The 17,766-nt window shown below is 73.6% G+C and carries 17 protein-coding genes; 8 read left to right on the plus strand and 9 right to left on the minus strand.

The window, feature by feature from the left end:
- Positions 1-186: 186 nt before the first annotated feature.
- Together EES43_RS18830 and EES43_RS18835 are read right to left on the minus strand one after the other, a co-directional pair.
- Entirely contained in the window at positions 187-1,011 is an 825-nt protein-coding gene (locus tag EES43_RS18830; RefSeq protein WP_124269778.1) for a purine-nucleoside phosphorylase, read from the minus strand.
- 94 nt (positions 1,012-1,105) lie between these two features.
- Complete coding sequence (locus EES43_RS18835) at positions 1,106-1,543, minus strand: gamma-glutamylcyclotransferase (RefSeq protein ID WP_124269779.1); 438 nt, start codon at positions 1,541-1,543, stop codon at positions 1,106-1,108.
- 253 nt (positions 1,544-1,796) lie between these two features.
- Between EES43_RS18835 and EES43_RS18840 the strand changes: the two genes are divergently transcribed.
- On the plus strand, positions 1,797-3,236 hold the full coding sequence (locus tag EES43_RS18840) for an NAD(P)H-quinone dehydrogenase (RefSeq protein ID WP_124269780.1): 1,440 nt from the start codon (positions 1,797-1,799) through the stop codon (positions 3,234-3,236).
- A 186-nt stretch (positions 3,237-3,422) separates the two neighbouring features.
- Positions 3,423-4,385, plus strand: a complete 963-nt coding sequence (locus EES43_RS18845) for a DeoR/GlpR family DNA-binding transcription regulator (protein WP_124269781.1) — start codon at positions 3,423-3,425, stop codon at positions 4,383-4,385.
- Between the two features lie 86 nt (positions 4,386-4,471).
- Here the strand turns inward: EES43_RS18845 and EES43_RS18850 are convergent, their stop codons facing one another.
- Positions 4,472-5,068 carry a TetR/AcrR family transcriptional regulator gene (locus tag EES43_RS18850; protein WP_124269782.1) on the minus strand — a complete coding sequence of 199 codons (597 nt, stop codon included), beginning with the start codon at positions 5,066-5,068 and terminating at the stop codon, positions 4,472-4,474.
- A 107-nt stretch (positions 5,069-5,175) separates the two neighbouring features.
- Positions 5,176-6,930, minus strand: coding sequence for an acetyl/propionyl/methylcrotonyl-CoA carboxylase subunit alpha (locus EES43_RS18855; protein ID WP_124269783.1), 1,755 nt, complete (start codon positions 6,928-6,930; stop codon positions 5,176-5,178).
- A 356-nt stretch (positions 6,931-7,286) separates the two neighbouring features.
- Here EES43_RS18855 and EES43_RS18860 point away from each other — a divergent pair, with 356 nt between their 5' ends.
- Positions 7,287-7,724, plus strand: coding sequence for a hypothetical protein (locus tag EES43_RS18860; protein WP_124272058.1), 438 nt, complete (start codon positions 7,287-7,289; stop codon positions 7,722-7,724).
- Between the two features lie 60 nt (positions 7,725-7,784).
- Here the strand turns inward: EES43_RS18860 and EES43_RS18865 are convergent, their stop codons facing one another.
- The 4 genes from EES43_RS18865 to EES43_RS18875 all read right to left on the minus strand — a co-directional run bounded on the left by EES43_RS18865 (position 7,785) and on the right by EES43_RS18875 (position 10,535).
- On the minus strand, positions 7,785-8,396 hold the full coding sequence (locus EES43_RS18865; RefSeq protein WP_124269784.1) for a Maf family protein: 612 nt from the start codon (positions 8,394-8,396) through the stop codon (positions 7,785-7,787).
- A gap of 72 nt (positions 8,397-8,468) precedes the next feature.
- Entirely contained in the window at positions 8,469-8,597 is a 129-nt protein-coding gene (locus EES43_RS31740) for a morphogenic membrane protein MmpB (protein ID WP_277426076.1), read from the minus strand.
- 114 nt (positions 8,598-8,711) lie between these two features.
- Positions 8,712-8,918, minus strand: coding sequence for an acyl-CoA carboxylase epsilon subunit (locus EES43_RS18870; protein ID WP_124269785.1), 207 nt, complete (start codon positions 8,916-8,918; stop codon positions 8,712-8,714).
- A gap of 36 nt (positions 8,919-8,954) precedes the next feature.
- Entirely contained in the window at positions 8,955-10,535 is a 1,581-nt protein-coding gene (locus EES43_RS18875) for an acyl-CoA carboxylase subunit beta (protein ID WP_124269786.1), read from the minus strand.
- Between the two features lie 155 nt (positions 10,536-10,690).
- On the opposite strand from EES43_RS18875, the gene EES43_RS18880 reads away from it, so the two are divergent.
- From EES43_RS18880 to hutH, 5 genes are all read left to right on the plus strand, one after another.
- Entirely contained in the window at positions 10,691-11,572 is an 882-nt protein-coding gene (locus EES43_RS18880; RefSeq protein ID WP_124269787.1) for a biotin--[acetyl-CoA-carboxylase] ligase, read from the plus strand.
- A 216-nt stretch (positions 11,573-11,788) separates the two neighbouring features.
- Positions 11,789-12,988 carry an adenylate/guanylate cyclase domain-containing protein gene (locus EES43_RS18885; protein WP_124269788.1) on the plus strand — a complete coding sequence of 400 codons (1,200 nt, stop codon included), beginning with the start codon at positions 11,789-11,791 and terminating at the stop codon, positions 12,986-12,988.
- A 116-nt stretch (positions 12,989-13,104) separates the two neighbouring features.
- Positions 13,105-13,917: an enoyl-CoA hydratase/isomerase family protein gene (locus tag EES43_RS18890; protein ID WP_124269789.1), complete on the plus strand. Its 813-nt coding sequence runs from the start codon at positions 13,105-13,107 to the stop codon at positions 13,915-13,917.
- Between the two features lie 140 nt (positions 13,918-14,057).
- Positions 14,058-15,212, plus strand: a complete 1,155-nt coding sequence (locus tag EES43_RS18895) for a GGDEF domain-containing protein (RefSeq protein ID WP_124269790.1) — start codon at positions 14,058-14,060, stop codon at positions 15,210-15,212.
- Positions 15,213-15,593: 381 nt separating this feature from the next.
- On the plus strand, positions 15,594-17,144 hold the full coding sequence (gene hutH, locus EES43_RS18900) for a histidine ammonia-lyase (protein WP_124269791.1): 1,551 nt from the start codon (positions 15,594-15,596) through the stop codon (positions 17,142-17,144).
- A 79-nt stretch (positions 17,145-17,223) separates the two neighbouring features.
- On the opposite strand, the gene EES43_RS18905 is transcribed toward hutH, so the two are convergent.
- The gene (locus EES43_RS18905; RefSeq protein WP_124269792.1) at positions 17,224-17,544 is read right to left on the minus strand and encodes a hypothetical protein; all 321 of its coding nucleotides are present in this window, start codon (positions 17,542-17,544) and stop codon (positions 17,224-17,226) included.
- Positions 17,545-17,766: the final 222 nt, after the last annotated feature.

Consider the following 17,766-nt stretch of genomic DNA (forward strand, 5'->3'; position numbering starts at 1 on the left):
CCCCCCCGCCCCTTCCCGAAACCGGGGCTCTGCCCCGGGCCCCGGTCCTCAAGCGCCGGACGGGCTGAGGTGGGGCTGGTCCTCAAACGTCGGACCGGCCGGGGTGGGGCCGGAAGCCGGGGCTCGGCCCCGGGCCTCAAGCGTCCGTCGGGCTGGACGCGGCCCCGTCCCTCGGCGTCGGGCGGGTCAGATGCGGTCGAGGACCCGGGCCAGCAGCGCGCCCATGCGGGTCGCCGAGTCGCGGCCGGCCTGGAGGACCTCTTCGTGGTTCAGGGGCTCGCCGGAGAGGCCCGCCGCCAGGTTGGTGACCAGGGAGAGGCCGAGCACCTCCGCGCCCGCCTCACGGGCCGCGATGGCCTCCAGCACGGTGGACATGCCCACCAGGTCGCCGCCCAGCACGCGGACCATGTTGATCTCGGCCGGGGTCTCGTAGTGCGGGCCGGGGAACTGGACGTACACGCCCTCTTCGAGGGTGTCGTCGATCTCCTTGCACAGCGCGCGCAGCCGCGGCGAGTAGAGGTCGGTCAGGTCGACGAAGTTCGCGCCGATGATCGGGGAGGCCGCGGTGAGGTTGATGTGGTCGCTGATGAGCACCGGCTGTCCCGGGCGCATGCCCTCGCGCAGACCGCCGCAGCCGTTCGTCAGGATGACCGTCCCGCAGCCCGCCGCCACGGCCGTACGGACTCCGTGGGCGACGGCGGCGACGCCGCGGCCCTCGTAGTAGTGCGTGCGGCCCAGGAAGACCAGGGCGCGCTTGCCGCCGATCTTGTACGAGCGGATCGTGCCCCCGTGGCCCTCGACCGCGGGCGCCGGGAAGCCCGGCAGCTCGGTCACGGGGAACTCGGCCTCCGGTACGCCGAGTGCTTCGCCCGCGGGCGCCCAGCCGGAGCCCATGACCAGAGCGACGTCATGGGTCTCGGCGCCGGTCAGCTCGCGCAGGCGGGCGGCGGCCTCGGCGGCGGCTTCCCGCGGGTCGCCCTGGATGTTGTCCGGAATAACAGATGCGTTCACGCGGATGAGCGTAACCGCTGATTGCCTACGCGCGTAGATGGCCAGGCGCAGAGACCGGCCGGGCCGCTTCGTACCTTCGCACGAAGGGCGCGGTTCAGCAGGGGCGCTTGCGCATCTCCATCACGTAGTCGTGGGGTGCGCCGGCGGATTCGGCGGCGTCCGCGATCTCGCCGAGGTAGCGCGCGGAGGGCAGCCCGCCCTCGTAGCCGTTCAGCACGTACATCCAGGCAGGCTCCTCGCCCTCCAGGGTGTGCACGCGGACCCGCATCCGCCGGTAGATGTCGAGGCCGACGCCCTCCCAGCGGTCCATCGAGTCCTCGTCCATCGGCGCCAGGTCGTACAGCGCGACGAAGACCTGCGAGCGCGGCGCCTCCACCACCGTGGCCAGCGCGCCCTCCCAGCCCATCTGCTCCCCGCCGAAGGTCAGCCGCCAGCCGTTGAGCCAGCCGGTGCTGCGCATCGGTGAATGCGGGGCGCGGCGGGTCATCAGCCGCGCGTCGAGGTTGCCGGCGTACGCGGCGTAGAGCGACATGGGGTCGAGGGTACGGGAGGCGGGCGCGGGAGTGCCGGTTCCTGTGACGAAGCCCCCGGTCGGGGGAGCGCGGGGCGGTCCGTTCCCGTATGGGGCGGCCCCGCCGCGCCCCGTACCCGGGCCCCGGGGCGAAGCACCTTGGCGCGTGCGGGACAATGGAGTACGTACTGCATTCCCCCCGGGGCGATCCCCCGGACCCCCGGCCGGGGCGGCAGACGGCCGTGGGATGACAACCACGCGAGGCGGACTTTTCGTGACCCGGATCGTGATCATCGGCGGCGGCCCCGGCGGATACGAGGCGGCTCTGGTCGGCGCCCAGCTCGGCGCGGAGGTGACCGTCGTCGACTGCGACGGCCTCGGCGGGGCCTCGGTGCTCACCGACTGCGTACCCTCCAAGACCCTGATCGCCACGGCCGAGGTGATGACCACGTTCGACTCCTCCTACGAGGAGCTGGGCATCATCGTCGCCGACGACACGCCGCACGTGGAGCAGGCGGCGCGGGTCGTCGGCGTCGACCTCGGCAAGGTCAACCGGCGCGTCAAGCGCCTCGCGCTGGCCCAGTCGCACGACATCACCGCCTCCGTCACCCGGGCCGGCGCGCGCGTCATGCGCGGCCGGGGGCGCCTCGACGGGCTCCAGGCCGCCGACGGCTCGCGCCAGGTCGTGGTCACCGCGGCCGACGGCACCGAGGAGCGGCTGACCGCGGACGCCGTGCTGATAGCGACCGGCGGCCACCCGCGCGAGATCCCGGACGCGCAGCCGGACGGCGAGCGCATCCTGAACTGGACCCAGGTCTACGACCTCGACGAACTCCCCGAGGAGCTCATCGTCGTCGGATCGGGCGTGACCGGCGCCGAGTTCGCCGGGGCCTACCAGGCGCTCGGCTCGCGCGTCACGCTGGTCTCCTCCCGGGACCGGGTGCTGCCCGGCGAGGACCCGGACGCCGCGGCCGTCCTGGAGGACGTCTTCCGCCGCCGCGGCATGAACGTCATGGCGCGCTCCCGCGCCCAGTCCGCCAAGCGGGTCGGCGACCGCGTCGAGGTGACCCTGGCCGACGGCCGGGTCATCACCGGCTCGCACTGCCTCATGGCGGTCGGCGCGATCGCCAACACCGCGAGCATGGGCCTGGAGGGGGCCGGGGTGCGACTCAAGGACTCCGGCCACATCAGGACCGACCGGGTCTCGCGCACCAGCGCGCCCGGCGTCTACGCGGCCGGCGACGTGACCGGCGTCTTCGCGCTCGCCTCGGTCGCCGCGATGCAGGGCCGGATCGCGATGTACCACTTCCTCGGCGACGCGGTCGCCCCGCTGGACCTCAAGACCGTCTCCTCCAACGTCTTCACGGACCCGGAGATCGCGACCGTCGGCTACACCCAGGCCGACGTCGACGCGGGCAGGATCGACGCCAGGGTGGTGAAGCTGCCGCTGCTGCGCAACCCGCGCGCCAAGATGCAGGGCATCCGCGACGGATTCGTCAAGATCTTCTGCCGTCCGGGCACCGGCATCGTGGTCGGCGGCTGCGTCGTCGCCCCGCGCGCCAGCGAGCTGATTCATCCGATCTCGATCGCGGTGGACAACAACCTGACGGTGGAACAGATCGCCAACACGTTCACGGTGTACCCGTCCCTGTCCGGATCGATCGCCGAAGTGGCCCGGCAACTGCACACCCGCAAGCTCACCGACGAGGGCTGAACCGCCCGCGTACGGCCGCTCCCGGCGGCTTACCCCCGGTTCGGGGCGAGGGTCCGATCGCTTCGCGACCGGTGCTGAACGACGACGGGGCCTCCTATACCACTAGGAGGCCCCGTCGATGTACAACTTCTGTTATTCGGCGCAAACTGCGGAAAACGCACCGCCGGGCAGGTTACTGTCAGTTCCGTGTTCGCTGCAGAACGTCGTCAGTTGATCCTCGAAATGGTGCGCGCCAACGGGGCGGTATCGCTCCGTGAGCTCGCCCGCGTCGTCCAGACCTCCGAAGTGACCGTACGGCGGGACGTGCGGGCGCTGGAGGCAGAAGGACTCCTCGACCGCCGCCACGGCGGTGCGGTCTTGCCGGGCGGTTTCACGCGGGAGTCCGGTTTCCCGCAGAAATCCCATCTCTCCACCGCGGAGAAGACCGCCATCGCCGATCTGGCCGCCGGTCTCGTCGGCGAGGGCGAGGCCATCGTCGTCGGCGCGGGGACGACCACGCAGGAGCTGGCCCGCCGGCTCGCGCGGGTCCCCGGGCTCACGGTGGTCACCAACTCGCTGCTCGTCGCCCAGGCGTTGGCCCACGCCAACCGGGTCGAGGTCGTCATGACCGGCGGCACCCTGCGCGGCAGCAACTACGCGCTGGTGGGCAGTGGCGCCGAACAGTCCCTCCAGGGGCTGCGGGTGTCGCGCGCCTTCCTGTCCGGGAGCGGCCTCACGGCCGAACGCGGCCTGTCCACCTCCAACATGCTCTCGGCCAGCGTCGACCGGGCGCTCGTGCAGGCCGCCGCGGAGGTGGTCGTCCTGGCGGACCACACGAAGCTCGGCTCGGACACCATGTTCCAGACGGTGCCGACCGAGCTCATCACCCGGCTCGTGACGGACGAGCCGCCGCTCCACGACGAACGGGCCGCCGCCGAGCTCCAGGCGCTGGCGGACCAGGGCGTGGAGATCACGGTGGCCGGTCCCCAGGCGGACGCGGCCGGCGGGGAAAGCGCGCCCACGGGGCGTCAGCCCCGCCGGGAGATGCCGCTGCCGGGCCAGCGGCGTACGCAGAACGGCGGCCTGGGGCCGCAGTTGCGCAGCACCCCGGCCCTCGGCGACCAGGGGTCGGGCGAGCGCGCCCGGGTGGCGGACCTCCGCCGCCGCTGAGCCGGGGCGGGGCCGGGCGGGGAGGCGGCGCGGTACGGCGGCATGGCGGCCGGGCCGCGCGCCCGCCAGGGATTGCGGGACAGCCCTTAGGTCAGGCCGCGCAGCGTCAACCGCAGCAGCCGGTCCGCCAGTTCGGGGTCGTGCGGGGACTGCTCGGCGGCCAGGGCGATCGCGTTCGTGAGCTGGAGCAGGTCGTCGATCGAGACGTCCGCCCGTACCGCCCCGCTCTCCTGCGCCCGCCGCAGCAGCCCCGCGCCCGCCTCCCGCAGCGGCAGGTGGCACGGGGCCAGCGCCGACGTCGCGTCCCGCGAGGCCGACATGAGGGCGCGGGACAGGCCCTGGTACGCGCCCGCGTGCGTGACGATCGCGCCCAGCCACTCCATCAGCGCAGCGCAGGGCCGGTCCGCCGCGGCCAGTTCGCGGGAGCGGTCCAGGAGGGATCGCAGGGCGTCCTGGAAGACCGCGTTCATCAGGGCGTGGCGGTTGGGGAAGTGCCGGTAGAGCGTGCCGATGCCCACGCCCGCCTGCCGGGCGATGTCCTCCAGCGAGGCGTCGGTGCCGTGTTCGGCGAAGGACGCGCGGGCCGCGTCGAGCAGCCGGGCGTGGTTGCGCCGCGCGTCCGCGCGCATGGGCCGGTGCGGCGGCCGCCCCGCGCTCGTCTCCATCGGGATCGCCCCTGCCATGGCTCCCGCCCTCCCTCGGTCCTCGGGTCCAGGATGCCACTGCCGACGAAGGGGCCCGGTCCGCGTCGTCGGACGCGGACCGGGCCCCTTCGCCACGGGTGGAGCGGTCAGTCCTTGATCTCGCAGATCAGCGCGCCGGAGGAGACGGAGCCGCCGACCGCGGCGGTGAGCCCCTTCACGGTGCCGGAGCGGTGGGCGTTGAGCGGCTGCTCCATCTTCATGGCCTCCAGGACGACGACGAGGTCGCCCTCCTCGACCTCCTGGCCCTCCTCGACGGCGACCTTGACGATCGTGCCCTGCATGGGCGAGGCGAGGCTGTCGCCGGAGGCCGCGGAACCGGCCTTCTTGGCCGCGCGGCGCTTCGGCTTCGCGCCCGCGGCGAGGCCGGTGCGGGCCAGCGACATGCCGAGCGAGGAGGGCAGCGAGACCTCCAGGCGCTTGCCGCCGACCTCGACGACCACGGTCTCCCGGCCGGCCTCGTCGTCCTCGTCCGCGGCGGCGGGCGCGGCGAACGGCTTGATCTCGTTGACGAACTCCGTCTCGATCCAGCGGGTGTGGACGGTGAACGGGTCGGAGGTGAAGGCGGGGTCGGCGACCACGGCCCGGTGGAACGGGATCGCGGTGGCCATGCCCTCGACGGTGAACTCGGCGAGCGCGCGGGCGGCGCGCTGGAGCGCCTGCTCGCGGGTCGCGCCGGTCACGACGAGCTTGGCGAGCAGCGAGTCCCAGGCGGGGCCGATCACGCTGCCGGACTCGACGCCCGCGTCGAGGCGGACGCCCGGACCGGTCGGCGGTGCGAACAGGGTGACCGTGCCGGGGGCGGGCAGGAAGCCGCGGCCGGGGTCCTCGCCGTTGATCCGGAACTCGAAGGAGTGACCGCGCAGGGCGGGGTCGCCGTAGCCCAGCTCCTCGCCGTCGGCGATCCGGAACATCTCGCGGACCAGGTCGATGCCCGTGACCTCTTCGGTGACGGGGTGCTCGACCTGGAGGCGGGTGTTGACCTCCAGGAAGGAGATCGTGCCGTCCAGGCCGACGAGGAACTCGACCGTGCCCGCGCCGACGTAGCCGGCCTCCTTGAGGATCGCCTTGGACGCCGCGTACAGCTCGTCGTTCTGCGCCTGCGTCAGGAAGGGGGCCGGGGCCTCCTCGACGAGCTTCTGGTGGCGGCGCTGGAGCGAGCAGTCACGGGTGGAGACGACGACGACGTTGCCGTGGGTGTCGGCCAGGCACTGGGTCTCCACGTGGCGGGGCTTGTCGAGGTAGCGCTCGACGAAGCACTCGCCGCGGCCGAAGGCGGCGACGGCCTCGCGCACGGCGGAGTCGTACAGCTCCGGGATCTCCTCCAGCGTGCGGGCCACCTTCAGCCCGCGTCCGCCGCCGCCGAAGGCGGCCTTGATGGCGATCGGCAGCCCGTTCTGCTCGGCGAACGCGACGACCTCGTCGGAGCCGGAGACCGGGTCGGGGGTGCCGGCCACCAGAGGAGCGCCGGCGCGCTGGGCGATGTGTCGGGCGGCGACCTTGTCCCCGAGGTCGCGGATGGCCTGCGGCGGCGGGCCGATCCAGGTCAGCCCGGCGTCCAGGACGGCCTGGGCGAACTCCGCGTTCTCCGACAGGAATCCGTAGCCGGGGTGGATCGCGTCCGCCCCGGAGTCGGCCGCGGCGCGCAGCACCTTGGCCATGTCCAGATAGCTGGCGGCCGGGGTGTCACCGCCCAGGGCGAACGCCTCGTCGGCGGCCCGGACGTGCAGTGCGTCCCGGTCCGGATCGGCGTAGACCGCCACGCTCGCGATCCCCGCGTCCCGGCATGCCCGAGCAACGCGGACAGCGATTTCGCCACGGTTGGCGATGAGCACCTTGCGCACGATGACTCCCTCCTTGGAACAAGCTGAGTTTAGGGACTACCGACACGGCCGTACGACCCGTCCCCATTGGTGAGCTTGCCCACACGGAGTGTGATCCGAGGCTTGCCCCAGTAGTGAAATCCCTTGTGGGACCACGGTACGCCGGGGTCCCCCACCGCACAGTAACCATGCGGTGTGGTCCAGGTCTCTGTCCTGAAGGTCAACGCCTCGCGATGTTTCTTTGTGGGCTCCCTACGAACGGGCGGGGAACTCCTTACCGGGCGTACGAGCGTGCCCGACCCCTTGTCCACCGGTTTACCCATGAGTAGGGTCCGCGCTAACGCACGTAACTACAGGTAACAGGGGGTGGGGCCGTGATGCGCAGACCGGTGGCGGTCGTGACCGGGCTCGTACTGATCGGCGAGGCGGCCGGCATCTTCGTCGTCAACGCCGTCCTCGCCACGATCGCCGAGAACCAGAACATGTCGCTCGCCGGCCTCGATCCGCGCGCCATGTCCACCGGGACCTGGGTGATGGGCGGCGTCTCGGCGGTGCTGCTCGTCGGCTGCGGGCTGATCAGCCTGCTGGCCGGCGTACGGGACCGTTCGCCGGGGCGGGCCGGGCGCATCGCGCTGATCGGCTGCGCGGTGGCGCACGGCGTGCTCGGCGCGGTGACCGTGGGCCTGCTGGGCTGGGAGGCGTTCGCCGTCATGATGGCCGTGCTCGCCCTGCTGGTCCTCACCCTGCTGGCGTACGGACCAGAGCCCCGGGCCGGCGACCGCGTGGGCGAGGTACCCGCCCCGGCCGCGGCCTGAGCCCGCCGCCGGGGGCCCGGACGCCGTGATCCGTAAGGCCGCGACCCGTGACGCCCGGGCTCAGACCCACAGCTCCGTCACCGCGATGTCCAGATCGCCGAGCAGTCGGCGCAGCAGCGGCAGCGAGAGCCCGATGACGTTGCCGTGGTCGCCCTCGATGGACTCGACGAACGGGGCCGAGCGGCCGTCCAGCGTGAACGCCCCGGCCACATGGAGCGGTTCGCCGGTGGCGACGTAGGCGGCGACCTCCGCGTCGGTCGGCTCGCCGAAACGGACGACGGTGGACGCGGTGGCCGACGCGGTCCGGCCGGTCGCGGTGTCGATCACGCTGTGCCCGGTCCGCAGCACACCGGACCGGCCGCGCATCGCCTTCCAGCGGGCGGTCGCCTCCTCGGCGTCGGCGGGCTTGCCGAGCGCCTCGCCGTCCAGCTCCAGGACCGAGTCGCAGCCGATCACCAGGGCGCCGGACGCCTCGGGACGGCCCGCCACCGCCGCCGCCTTGGCGCGGGCCAGCACGAGCGCCAGCTCGCCGGGCGTCGGAGCGGACAGGGCGTCCTCGTCGACCCCGCTGACGATCACCTCGGGGGCGAACCCGGCCTGACGCAGCAGGCCGAGGCGGGCGGGGGAGGCGGAGGCGAGCACGAGGCGGCGCTGATCAGTCATACCGGCCATCGTAGAAGGGCGCGGCGGACGCCCGTGCCCGTACCGGCGGACCCGGGACGCGGCGGGGGCGGGCCCGTCGTCTCAGCGGAGGCCCAGGACGAACATCGCGACCACCATGGCGAGCGCGAGCAGCAGACCGGCGCGCCGCATCATGTCCTGGGCGTCGCGCAGTTCCTTCGGCGGCTTGTTCTCCGGGTCTGACCACAGCATGTCCCCGATCCTGCTGCGCCTCCCGCCGCCGCGCCTGAGTACGGGTACTCAACCGCCCGCGCCCGTGCGGACCGCTCCCTTCCGGAACGGCCGCGCGGGCGCGGGCGGTGCGGTTCAGCCCGGCCAGTACGTCCGGGCCCAGGCTCGCGGCCCCGGCTGCGGGCGGCTGCTGCGGGCGATGCGCCGCGGATCGGACCACTGCTCCGGCTCGGCGGGCGCGCCGGAGGACACCGCTGCCGCCGCCGCGGCACGCGCCCGGACCACCGCCAGCGCGGCGGCCAGTTCCTCCGGGGTCGGGTTGCCCCGTACGACCTTGATCATGGCCAGACCCTTTCTGCGGGGGACGTGTTCCGCGGGCTAGAGGGGGATGTTGCCGTGCTTCTTCGGCGGCAGCGCCTCCCGCTTGGTACGGAGCTGGCGCAGGCCCTTGACCACGTGCGCCCGGGTCTCGGACGGCATGATGACCGCGTCCACGTAACCGCGCTCGGCCGCCACGTACGGGTTGAGCAGGGCGTCCTCGTAGTCCGCCATCAGCTCGGCGCGGGTCGCCTCCGGGTCCTCGGCCGCCGCGATCGTGCGCCGGTGCAGGATGTTCACCGCGCCCTGCGCGCCCATGACGGCGATCTGGGCGGTCGGCCAGGCGACGTTGAGGTCCGCGCCCAGGTGCTTGGAGCCCATCACGTCGTACGCGCCGCCGAACGCCTTGCGCGTGATGACGGTGATCAGCGGCACGGTCGCCTCCGCGTACGCGTAGATCAGCTTCGCGCCGCGCCGGATGATGCCGCCGTACTCCTGGTCCACGCCCGGCAGGAAGCCCGGCACGTCCACGAAGGTGAGGACCGGCACGTTGAACGCGTCGCAGGTGCGGACGAACCGGGCCGCCTTCTCACTGGCGTTGATGTCCAGACAGCCGGCGAACTGCATCGGCTGGTTGGCGACCACGCCCACCGGGTGGCCCTCGACCCGGCCGAAGCCGGTGATGATGTTCGGCGCGAACAGGGCCTGGGTCTCCAGGAACTCACCGTCGTCCAGCACGTGCTCGATCGCGGTGTGCATGTCGTACGGCTGGTTCGCCGAGTCCGGGATGAGCGTGTCCAGCTCGCGGTCCTCGTCCGTCGTCGCGAGGTCCGCCTCCTCCGGGAAGGCGGGCGCCTCGGAGAGGTTGTTCGACGGGAGGTAGGAGAGCAGCGACTTGACGTACTCGACGGCGTCCTTCTCGTCGCCCGCCAGGTGGTGGGCCACCCCGGACGTGGTGTTGTGCGTGCGGGCCCCGCCCAGCTCCTCGAAGCCGACGTCCTCGCCGGTGACGGTCTTGATGACGTCGGGCCCGGTGATGAACATGTGCGAGGTCTGGTCGACCATGACCGTGAAGTCGGTGATGGCCGGGGAGTAGACCGCGCCGCCGGCGCACGGGCCGACGATCAGCGAGATCTGCGGGATCACCCCGGAGGCGTGCACGTTGCGGCGGAAGATCTCGGCGAACAGGCCGAGCGCCGCCACGCCCTCCTGGATGCGCGCGCCGCCGCCGTCGTTGATGCCGATCACCGGGCAGCCGGTCTTCAGCGCGAAGTCCATCACCTTGACGATCTTCTCGCCGTAGACCTCGCCGAGCGAACCGCCGAAGATGGTGAAGTCCTGTGAGTACACGCAGACCGGACGGCCGTCGACCGTGCCGTAACCGGTGACGACTCCGTCCCCGTACGGGCGGTTCTTCTCGATGCCGAAATTGGTGGAACGGTGCCGGGCGAACTCGTCGAGCTCCACGAAGGAGCCCTCGTCCAGAAGCAGATCGACCCGCTCACGGGCCGTCAGCTTGCCCTTGGCGTGCTGCTTCTCGACGGCGCGGGCCGAGCCCGCGTGCGTCGCTTCGTCAATGCGGCGCCTCAGGTCCGCGAGCTTGCCCGCGGTGGTGTGGATGTCGCTCTGCGGCTCGGACATCGGGGGGCGGCTCCCTGCCTGGTCACGGAGGACGACGACTGGCGGCGGTCACGGGGGTCGACCAGTTGTCCGTCCGGCTCTGACTACTGACTCGTAGCGTATCGGCGCGCCTTCGGTTCGGCAGTGCGTCCTTTGCCACACCTAGGGTGGCTTGCATGACATCACCGGATGCGCCACACAACCGCTGGTCGGACCTCGGCCGGCCGCCCCTGAACGTCACCGCGCTGCGCCGCGGGCTGCTGCGGCCGGGCGCGTTGTGGACCTCGCTGGAGGTGGTGGAGTCCACCGGATCGACCAACTCCGACCTGGCGGGCCGGGCGGGCGCGCTCGCCGAGGGCGCGGTGCTGGTGGCCGAGGAGCAGACCGCCGGGCGCGGACGGCTGGAGCGCACCTGGACCGCGCCGCCGCGCTCCGGGCTGTTCCTCTCGGTGTATTTGGAGCCCTCCGGCGTGCCGATGGAGCGGTGGGGCTGGCTCCCGCTGCTGGCCGGTGTCGCCGCGGCGACCGGTCTGGCGAAGTCCGCCGGGGTCGACATGGCGCTGAAATGGCCCAACGACCTGCTGGTCACCGTCGCCGGAGCGGCCGGCGGGCCCGGCGAGGAGCGCAAGGCGGGCGGCATCCTCGCCGAGCGGGCCGGTGACGGCGTCGTCGTCGGCATCGGCGTCAACGCGACCCTGCGCGCGGACGAGCTGCCGACCCCGGCCGCCGGTTCGCTGGGCCTCGCCGGAGCCGTCTCGACCGACCGGGAGACGCTGCTGCGGGCCGTCCTGCGCTCGCTGGAGCACTGGTACGGGCAGTGGCGGGCGGCGGACGGGGACGCGGCGGGCTGCGGCCTCCAGGCGGCGTACGCGGCGGGCTGCGCGACCCTGGACCGGAGCGTGCGGGCCGAGCTGCCGGGCGGAAAGGCCCTGATCGGCGAGGCCGTGGCGATCGACGGGGACGGGCGGCTGGTGCTCTCCACCGCCGACGGCCTCCAGCAGCCGGTGTCGGCGGGCGACATCGTGCACCTGCGCGGCGCGGAGGGCGGCCTGACCTGAGCGTCGCGGCCCGCGGAGGGCGGTGGCCGGGGCCCGCCGAGGGCCCGGTCGGGCCCGCGCCCGCGACGCCGAGTGCGCTTCGGCGCCGGTTGTCACGCGCGACGCACCCGTGCGGCTCGGCCAAGGACGTGAGCTAGGGCACATCTGCCGTATCGTTGAGGCGATCCAGCGACAGATCGGCAGGGAAGTGCGCAGGGAACGGGCAGGAGGCGGCTGGTGACCGTCGGCGACACGACGTCCGGCGCGGGCGAGGAGCCCCGGCCGGAGTCCTCGGTCCATGCCACGCCGCATCACGAGGTCGACCACACGGTCGAACCGACCGACGATCCGCTCGCGATCCGGCTGGAAGCGCTCATCCTCGGCGCGGACCGCCGCTACACGCCGTTCCAGGCGGCCCGCACCGCCGGGGTCTCCATGGACCTGGCCTCCCGCTTCTGGCGGGCCATGGGCTTCGCCGACATCGGCCAGGCCAAGGCGCTCACCGAGGCGGACGTACTGGCACTGCGCCGGCTCGCCGGTCTCGTCGAGGCCGGGCTGCTCAGCGAGCCGATGGCCATCCAGGTGGCCCGTTCCACCGGGCAGACTACCGCCCGGCTGGCGGAGTGGCAGATCGACTCCTTCCTGGAGGGCCTGACCGAACCGCCCGAGCCGGGCATGACCCGCACCGAGGTCACCTATCCGCTGGTCGAGCTGCTGCTGCCGGAGCTCCAGGAGTTCCTGGTCTACGTGTGGCGCCGCCAGCTCGCCGCCGCGACCGGCCGGGTCGTGCAGGCGGCGGACGACGAGGAGATGGTCGACCGGCGGCTCGCCGTCGGCTTCGCGGACCTGGTCGGCTTCACCCGGCTGACCCGGCGGCTGGAGGAGGAGGAGCTGGGCGAGCTGGTCGAGTCCTTCGAGACGACCGCCGCCGACCTGGTCGCCGCGCACGGCGGGCGGCTGATCAAGACCCTCGGCGACGAGGTGCTGTTCGCCGCCGACGACGCGGGCACGGCGGCCGAGATAGCGCTCCGGCTGATCGAGGCGATGTCCCAGGACGAGGCGATGCCCGCGCTGCGCGTCGGCATCGCCTTCGGCACCGTCACCACCCGCATGGGCGATGTCTTCGGCACCACGGTGAACCTCGCCAGCCGGCTCACCTCGATAGCGCCGAAGGACGCCGTGCTGGTGGACGGGGCGTTCGCCGAGGAGCTGACCCGGACCGGCGACGCCCCGGTCTCCGAGGCGCAGGCTGCCGAGGAGGCCGCTGCCGCCGCCGAGCGGGCCCGGCTCGCCGAGAAGGAGGGCCGCGCCGCCGCCGACGAGCCGCCGGCGCCCGCGTACCGCTTCGGACTCCAGCCGATGTGGCAGCGTCCGGTGCGCGGGCTCGGCGTCGTGGAGCCGTGGCTGCTGGCCCGGCGCGGCAAGCCCGGTTCCTGAGGCCCGCCGCCCTCCGGCTCCTCCTCGCCCCGGGCGGGCGACGTGCCGCGGTGACGCCCCCCTAGGCTGTGCGTAACGCTCGTTAACCGGCGTCGTCGACCGACAGGGGTGCATTCATGACCGTCACGTCCGAGCAGCGGTTCGGGGAGTTCGTCGCCGTACGGCGTCACGAGGAGCACGAGCACGTCGCCGAGCTGGTCCTCGACCGCCCGAAGGCCATGAACGCCGTCTCCACGGCCATGGCCCGCTCCATCGGGGCCGCCTGCGAGGCGCTGGGCGCGGACCGGGACGTCAGGGTCACCGTCCTGACCTCCAGCCATGAGCGGGCCTTCTGCGTGGGCGCGGACCTCAAGGAGCGCAACTCCTTCACCGACGCCGAGCTGGTACGCCAGCGGCCCACCGCCCGCGCCGCCTACACCGGCGTCCTGGAGCTGCCGATGCCGACCATCGCCGCCGTGCACGGCTTCGCCCTCGGCGGCGGCTTCGAACTGGCCCTCTCCTGCGACCTGATCGTCGCCGACGCCACCGCCGTGGTCGGCCTGCCCGAGGTGTCCGTCGGCGTCATCCCCGGCGGCGGCGGCACGCAGCTGCTGCCGCGCCGGGTGGGCGCGGCGCGCGCCGCCGAGCTGGTGTTCAGCGCCCGCCGGGTGGAGGCCGCCGAGGCGCGGGAGCTGGGCCTGGTCGACGAGCTGGTCGAGGCGGGCCGGGACCGGGAGGAGGCGCTGGCGCTGGGCGGGCGGATCGCCGCCAACTCGCCGGTCGGGCTGCGGGCCGCCAAGCGGGCGCTGCGGCTCGGCCACGGGCTGGACCTGCGGGCGGGCCTGGAGGTGGAGGACGCGGCCTGGCGGTCGGTGGCCTTCTCGGGGGACCGGGCGGAGGGCGTGGCGGCGTTCAACGAGAAGCGCCGCCCCCAGTGGCCGGGTGAGTGAGGCGTCGGGTCGCGGGTCCGGCGGGCGGGGCGTCGGGACGCGGGCCGGGCGGGCACGGAGCGCCGCCCGGCCCGGGGCGCACCGGAACCGTTCGTGCCGCAGACTGATCAAAGGTGAACGTATCTACATAAGCTGGATCAATGGGTGGTGATGATGCGCGGCTGCGGGCCGTGGTCGCGCTGGCGCAGACCATGGCCGCGGCCTGCACGCCGCGCGAATCGTGGCGGGCCGCGGCGCTGGGCGCGTGCGAGGCGCTGGGCGGCGGCTTCGCCGCGCTGTCGGTCTGGGAGCGGGACCGGGGCCGGCTGCGCGTGCTGGTGAACGCGGGGCAGCGCGCCGAGGGCGAGGAGGAGTTCCCCGAGGAGGAGACCTACCCGGTCCACCAGTTCCCGGAGATCACCGAGTTCCTGCACGAGCGCTGGGCCGGCGGAGGGGAGCCGGACGCCTGGGTGGAGACCGCCGACGGGCCCTCTGGCGCGGACGGTCCCGGGCGCGGCCCCCGCCCGTACTGCCCCCAGCGCGTCGCGGCGCTCCGCAGGCGCGGCCGGGGCTGCTGCCTGGTCGCCCCGATCGTGCTGCACGGGCGGGCCTGGGGCGAGCTGTACGTGGCGCGGCCCGCCGGGCAGCCGGTCTTCGACCGGGACGACGCGGACTTCGCGACGGTCCTGGCCGCCGTCGTGGCGTCCGGGATCGCCCAGACCGAGCGGCTGGAGGAGGTCCGCAAGCTCGCCTTCACCGATCCGCTCACCGGACTGGCCAACCGCCGGGCCGTCGACCTCCGGCTCGACGAGGCGGTGGAGCTGCACCGGGCCGAGGACGCCGTCGTGAGCCTCGTCGTCTGCGATCTCAACGGCCTCAAGGCGGTCAACGACACCCACGGCCACGCCGTCGGCGACCGGCTGCTGGAACGTTTCGGCTCGATCCTCTCGCTCTGCGGGGCGCGGCTGCCGGAGGCCCTGGCCGCCCGGCTCGGCGGGGACGAGTTCTGCCTGCTGGCCATCGGCCCCTCGGCCGACGACGTGGTGGGCGTCGCCACCGAGCTGTGCGACCGGGCGGCCGTGCTCGAACTCGGCAACGGCGTCGCCTGCGGCGTCGCGTCGACCGGCGATCCGATCGGCCCGGTGCGCACGGCCCGCCGCCTGTTCCGGCTGGCGGACGCGGCGCAGTACCGGGCCAAGGCGGCGGGCTCGCGGCGGCCCGTGGTGGCCGGGCGGGACGGCGAGGTCATCCGGCTGGCCGACTCGCCGCCGAAGTCCGCGCACGACCGCCGCAGGCTCCGCGGCAACCGGCCCTGAGCGGGGCGCGCCCCTCTCGGAGAGCTCGGAGAGCTACGCGCCCGCGAAGCTGATCCGCCGCTGTCCAGGACCGCGACCCAAGTGCGTCCAGTACGAGGGCCTGGGGCCGGCACGCCGAGAGCACGCCCCTGACGCCGCGCGGCCGCCCTGCGGGCGACGACGGGAACGGTCGGACAGGCCCTGGATGAAGCAGACCCCGGCCGCCTCCTCCTGAGGCAGTCCTCGACCGGTCCTCCGCCGCCGCGCCGAGGCGGAGGACCGGCGCGTCTCACCTCACGCGTCACCTCATGGGGGCGTCCCGTCCCAGGGAGTGCCCCGTCCCAGGGAGTGCCCCGTCACCCCTTAGTGACAGCCGCAGATTCAATCCGTACGCTGCTGAATATGGATATGCACACTGTCGTGGTGGGGACGTCCGGGACCACCGCCGAGGACGTCGTCGCCGTGGCCCGCCACGGCGCCCGGGTCGAGCTCTCCACCGCCGCCGTGGACGCCCTGGCCGCGGCCCGCCTCATCGTGGACGCGCTGGCGGCCAAGCCGGAGCCGGTCTACGGCGTCTCCACCGGCTTCGGCGCCCTCGCCGGCCGCCACATCAGCCCGGACCTGCGCGCCCGGCTCCAGCGCAACATCGTCCGCTCGCACGCCGCGGGCATGGGCCCCCGGGTCGAGCGCGAGGTCGTGCGCGCGCTGATGTTCCTCCGCCTCAAGACGGTCGCCTCCGGCCACACCGGCGTACGCCCCGAGGTCGCGCAGACCATGGCCGACCTCCTCAACGCCGGCATCACGCCCGTCGTCCACGAGTACGGCTCGCTCGGCTGCTCGGGCGATCTGGCCCCGCTCTCGCACTGCGCCCTGACGCTGATGGGCGAGGGCGACGCGGAGGGGCCCGACGGCGAGGTGCGCCCGGCCGGCGAACTCCTCGCCGCCCACGGCATCACCCCCGTCGAACTGCGCGAGAAGGAGGGCCTCGCCCTCCTCAACGGCACCGACGGCATGCTCGGCATGCTGGTCATGGCCCTCGCCGACCTCAGGAACCTCTACACCTCGGCCGACATCACCGCCGCCCTCTCGCTGGAGGCGCTCCTCGGCACGGACAAGGTCCTCGCCCCCGAACTGCACGCCATCCGCCCGCACCCCGGCCAGGGCGTCAGCGCGGACAACATGCTCCGCATGCTGGCCGGTTCGGGCCTGACGGGCCATCACCAGGACGACGCGCCACGGGTCCAGGACGCGTACTCGGTGCGCTGCGCCCCCCAGGTCAACGGCGCGGGGCGCGACACACTGGACTACGCGGCCGTCGTCGCCGGACGCGAACTGGCCTCCAGCGTCGACAATCCGGTGGTCCTCCCCGACGGCCGGGTGGAGTCCAACGGCAACTTCCACGGCGCGCCCGTCGCGTACGTCCTGGACTTCCTCGCGATCGTCGCCGCCGACCTCGGCTCGATCTGCGAGCGCCGCACCGACCGGCTGCTCGACAAGAACCGCTCCCACGGCCTGCCGCCGTTCCTCGCCGACGACGCCGGCGTCGACTCCGGCCTGATGATCGCCCAGTACACCCAGGCCGCGCTGGTCAGCGAGATGAAGCGGCTCGCCGTGCCCGCCTCCGCCGACTCCATCCCGTCCTCCGCGATGCAGGAGGACCACGTCTCCATGGGCTGGTCGGCCGCGCGCAAGCTCCGCACCGCCGTGGACAACCTGGCGCGGATCGTCGCCGTCGAACTGTACGCGGCGACCCGCGCCGTCGAGCTGCGGGCCGCCGAGGGCCTGGTCCCGGCCGCCGCCTCGCAGGCCGCCGTGGCGGCGCTGCGGGCCGCCGGCGCCCAGGGCCCCGGCCCGGACCGCTACCTCGCCCCGGACCTGGCCGCCGCCGAGGCGTTCGTACGGGCGGGGAGCCTGGTCGCGGCCGTGGAGCCGGTCACCGGCCCGCTGGCCTGAGCCGGGCCGCCACACGCCCGGGGGCCGGGTTGCCGCACCGGGGGGTGCGGCAACCCGGCCCCCGGACCGCGCGGGGCGCTCAGAACGCCGTACGCGGCCCGGAACGCCGTACCGCGTAGGTGACGAAGCCGGCGCCGACGCCGAGCAGGGCCGTGCCGCCGATCAGGTACGGGGTGGTGTCGAAGCCCGCACCCGTGTCGGCGAGCCTCACGTCGGACGCCCCGTCCCCGACGGCGGCCGTCTGGCGCGGCTCCTGCGCTCCGGAGTCGGCCCGCCCGGCCGGAGCGGCGCCCCGCGGACCGTTCTCGACGGTCGCGTTGGCCGACGGGACGAACCAGAGAGCGGCCAGCAGCGTGCCTGCGGCGGTGGCGGTCAGCAGTGTGCGACGAGCGACGGACACAGATTCGATCCCCTTGCGACAACCGTGAGTTAGCCCCGTGGGGCGATGCTAAGCAAAGCAGCGGGTCGGAGGAAAGTCGGGCCTCCCCGAGCCTTACGCTCCGGCACATGAGCACACAGGAGACATCCAGTTTTGTTCGGCTTCGCGTGGAGATGGTGCTGGAGATCACCGATCCCGACGCCCTGACCGGCACCGCCCTCGAATCCATCGCCGCCGAGTACG

The sequence above is a fragment of the Streptomyces sp. ADI96-02 genome (assembly GCF_003846185.1).
Classification (GTDB): Bacteria; Actinomycetota; Actinomycetes; order Streptomycetales; family Streptomycetaceae; genus Streptomyces.

Coding starts and splice junctions, on each gene's coding strand:
- EES43_RS18835 (WP_124269779.1), bottom strand. CDS start 1,543: ATGTCGCTCTACGCCGCGTACGCCGGCAACCTCGACGCGCGGCTGATG.
- EES43_RS18850 (WP_124269782.1), bottom strand. CDS start 5,068: ATGGCAGGGGCGATCCCGATGGAGACGAGCGCGGGGCGGCCGCCGCAC.
- EES43_RS18860 (WP_124272058.1), top strand. CDS start 7,287: ATGCGCAGACCGGTGGCGGTCGTGACCGGGCTCGTACTGATCGGCGAG.
- EES43_RS18865 (WP_124269784.1), bottom strand. CDS start 8,396: ATGGCCGGTATGACTGATCAGCGCCGCCTCGTGCTCGCCTCCGCCTCC.
- EES43_RS31740 (WP_277426076.1), bottom strand. CDS start 8,597: ATGCTGTGGTCAGACCCGGAGAACAAGCCGCCGAAGGAACTGCGCGAC.
- EES43_RS18870 (WP_124269785.1), bottom strand. CDS start 8,918: ATGATCAAGGTCGTACGGGGCAACCCGACCCCGGAGGAACTGGCCGCC.
- EES43_RS18875 (WP_124269786.1), bottom strand. CDS start 10,535: ATGTCCGAGCCGCAGAGCGACATCCACACCACCGCGGGCAAGCTCGCG.
- EES43_RS18880 (WP_124269787.1), top strand. CDS start 10,691: ATGACATCACCGGATGCGCCACACAACCGCTGGTCGGACCTCGGCCGG.
- EES43_RS18890 (WP_124269789.1), top strand. CDS start 13,105: ATGACCGTCACGTCCGAGCAGCGGTTCGGGGAGTTCGTCGCCGTACGG.
- EES43_RS18895 (WP_124269790.1), top strand. CDS start 14,058: ATGGGTGGTGATGATGCGCGGCTGCGGGCCGTGGTCGCGCTGGCGCAG.
- hutH (WP_124269791.1), top strand. CDS start 15,594: ATGGATATGCACACTGTCGTGGTGGGGACGTCCGGGACCACCGCCGAG.